The sequence below is a fragment of the Stenotrophomonas sp. HMWF023 genome, from assembly GCF_003060985.1.
Classification (GTDB): Bacteria; Pseudomonadota; Gammaproteobacteria; order Xanthomonadales; family Xanthomonadaceae; genus Stenotrophomonas; species Stenotrophomonas lactitubi.
This window is the reverse complement of sequence record NZ_QAIJ01000317.1, coordinates 1-3146: the sequence shown is the minus strand read 5'-3', so window position 1 is coordinate 3146 and position 3146 is coordinate 1. Positions and strand designations below refer to the sequence as shown.

Below are 3146 nucleotides of genomic sequence, written 5' to 3'. Positions count from 1 at the left end.
GATACCGACAAGCCGATTGAGCGCGTCGTAGCTGTAGGTGGCAGTCACGCCGCGCGCATCGGTGCGGGTCTTGCGATTGCCAGCAGCATCAACAGTGAAAGTAGCACTCCCACTGTCAGGACTGACCTGCCCGGTCAGATCACCAAAACCATTGTAGGCGTACGTGGTATGCAGCCCCTTGGGATCGGTCACCTGGGTGACCTGATCCAACGCGTTGTAGCTGGAGCGGATCTCCGCAGCAACGCTGCCCACATCCTGCAGGGTCTGCGCCAGCCGGTTCAGCGGATCGTACTGCTGGCTCGTCACCCGCTGCAGGGCATCGGTGACCGACTGCGGATTGCCATTGGCGTCATAGGCAAAGCTGGTGGCGTTGTTGCCGGCATTCTTCAGCGTGGTCAACTGCCCGAGTGTGTTGTAGACACGTGCCAGCGTGCGGCGCAGCGTGCCACCCGCATCGACCGTGTTTTCCTGCAGACTGTTGCCGGCGTTGTCCAGGGTGTAGTGAATGGTGTTGCCCGCACTGTCGGCAATGTCCGTCAGCCGCTGGGCGGCGTCGTAGACATAGGTGACGCTGCTGCCGTCGGGCTCGGTGACCTGCTGCACCTGGCCGGTGGGCCAGTAGCTCAGCTGGGTGCTGCGGTCTTCGGCAGTAGTGGCGCCACGCACGGTGATCGACGTCGGCCAGCCGCGTGGATGATAGGTGTAATCGGTCACCACGCCATTGGCATCGCGCACCGACAACGGGCGCCCGAAGGCATCGTAGGCGAGTGTTTCAACGGTATGGCCCAGCGCACTGGTGATGCTGCGCAGATCACCCTTGCGGAACGTACAGGCGCCGCTGGTCGCACACCCCGCATCATCAGCGGCGTACCAGGCATAGGTCATGGTATCGGCGACGTCCGTACGTGGACCGTCGATGCTTCGCAGCAAACCCACCTGCGGGCAGTCGGGGCCTTCAGCCTCGCAGTAGGCCTGCGTGGTCACGCGGGTCTGGCCGGTCGTGATATCGCGCACGGTGACGCTGGTCGGCTGCAGGCGCGCGTTGCGGGTAATGCGGGTTTCCTGGTTACCTACGGTCTGCTGCACAAGGCGATTGCTATCAAGCGCGACACGCGTTTCGCTGACGCGCTGCTGGGGTGTTCCAGCCGCTTCGGTGGTCGTTGTCACTGTCACTGCACCGGCCGCAGGGTCGTTGGCCTCGGCGTAGGCGTACTGGGTCACCACGCCACGCCGATCGGTGAGGGACTGCAGACGACGGCGGAAGTCCGTGCCCTCTGGGAGGTAGGTACGACCGGCGGTGCCACTGCTGTCGGTGATGCCATTGACCTTGCGCGGCAGGCCGCTGGTGCCGCTCGCGGCAAGCGCATACGTGCTCTGCTTGCCGAGTGCATCGGTGACGATGACCGGGCCGGCGGTCGTGTAATCCAGCCGTACCCCATCAATGCCGACGTCCGCCTGCGTGCAGTCGCCCGAATGACGGCTACAGGTGACCCGCCCCTTGGCATCGTAGCCATACCAGCTATAGCGCCGGCTATCCTCGGCGGTGACGCCTGTCAGGTATCCAGGGAAGCGGGCATCTTCGTAGTGATAGGTCCTTACTCCACCGTCGGCATAGGTTGCGGTGGTCAGGTCAGCCGTGGCTGTATAGCCATAGGTCACCACATCCTGTCCCGCCACCGACAACGCCGAGATCAATGAGTCGTCACCCGCAACGGCGTACTGCACGTCCAGACGACGGCCCGTGGAGTGGGTGATGCTGAGCAATCGACCCCGCACGTCGTGCGAGTAGCTGAGCGAAGTACCATCTTCGAAGTCGCGTCGCAGCATGCGACCTGATGCCTCAAACGTGATCTGCTCCTGACTACGCGACAGCAGCCAGTTGCCACCCTGCTGCACCACGCGATCCCCGCTACCATCGTTGGCCTCGTAGTACGCCCCCCTCTTGGGAAACGCGGTCTGCGCGCCGTCTTCGCTGAGCAGTCCTACGTTTACTTCCGTGCTGGGTGGGAAAACAGTGCTATCCACGCCCAGCGTCAGTCGAAGGTTGTGCGAATGCGTCCAACCCGTGCCCAGCGCGCCGCCGGGCGTGCTGGTCAGGGAGTGATAGTGACGACGGAAGCTTATCCAGCCCAGATCGAAGTCCGGCTCGGGCTGGGATTTGTCACCGGTTGTGGGGTCACAAGGATTCCCGGTTGCATCGCACTGCTTCGCAATGGGAGTGCTGGTGTACATCCGGACGGCGGATGTTGTGCCGGTATCCAGAGACGGTGGCATACCACACATCTGCAGATCTTCACGCCACTTCATGACAGTGGTGCTGCTATTCGGACACTTCACCTCGCGGGTTCGCTGAAGATAGTTCCGCCCCTGCATCAGCTTGCATGATTGCGTTTGTGGGACGAAGTAATAATAGGCAACGGTCGCCTCCCCATCTTCACCCACATTGCTTCCATCCGCGCCCGCACCAGCCCCTCCACCGGCGATGCCTTTCCATGGCGTCGTCATCGACACCTCGGTCTTCGGACACGCAGGATCCTGCGGCCTGGCATCTTTCATGGCCTGGAAGAGACTTTCCTCCGAGTCATATGTCTTGCCATCGTGACTGTACTTCCAGTCTGTTTTGATCAGCTTCGCGGGTTTGATCGCGTAGTCATAGACAACCTTGTTGGGCAGGACCGTCGCTCTCCGGACTTCCCAGCCGAATGCACCATACTGCTGATGCGCCGCGTAGCGGGATTCGACGTCTTTCTGTACGAGCTTTTCGGTCGCGCGCTTCTGATAGCCACTGGCAAACGCCGTCCACTCCTTCTGCACCTCCTGCGCCTGCACCGCAGTGGTACCCACGCACCCCAGCGCGGTCATCGCCAGCACTGCGTACGAAAGATCCTTCAATCGCTTCAACATCCCTGTTCTCCATCCTGAGCGGTTACCGCGCCGGGAGGAACGAAGGCGCTTGGGCAGCCATTGCCCTTTCCCGCCCTGCTTCGGATCGTCCCTGTTCCGGATTGCGGCGTGGCCGCATGGGGACGTTATCTCCGATATGGGTTACGCATTCAAGTCAGAAACTGTGGAACAGGTTGAATTTCAGAGTTTTCTGATAGTCGCCAGCCATTGATGACGGACGGCAGATACAAAAACGCCGGGCA

The 3146-nt window shown here is 61.6% G+C and carries 1 protein-coding gene; it reads right to left on the bottom strand.

The window, feature by feature from the left end; genetic code table 11:
- On the bottom strand, positions 1-2904 hold a 2904-nt coding region (locus DBR20_RS18965), incomplete at its 3' end, for a DUF6531 domain-containing protein (RefSeq protein WP_146187058.1).
- Between the last annotated feature and the right edge of the window lie 242 nt (positions 2905-3146).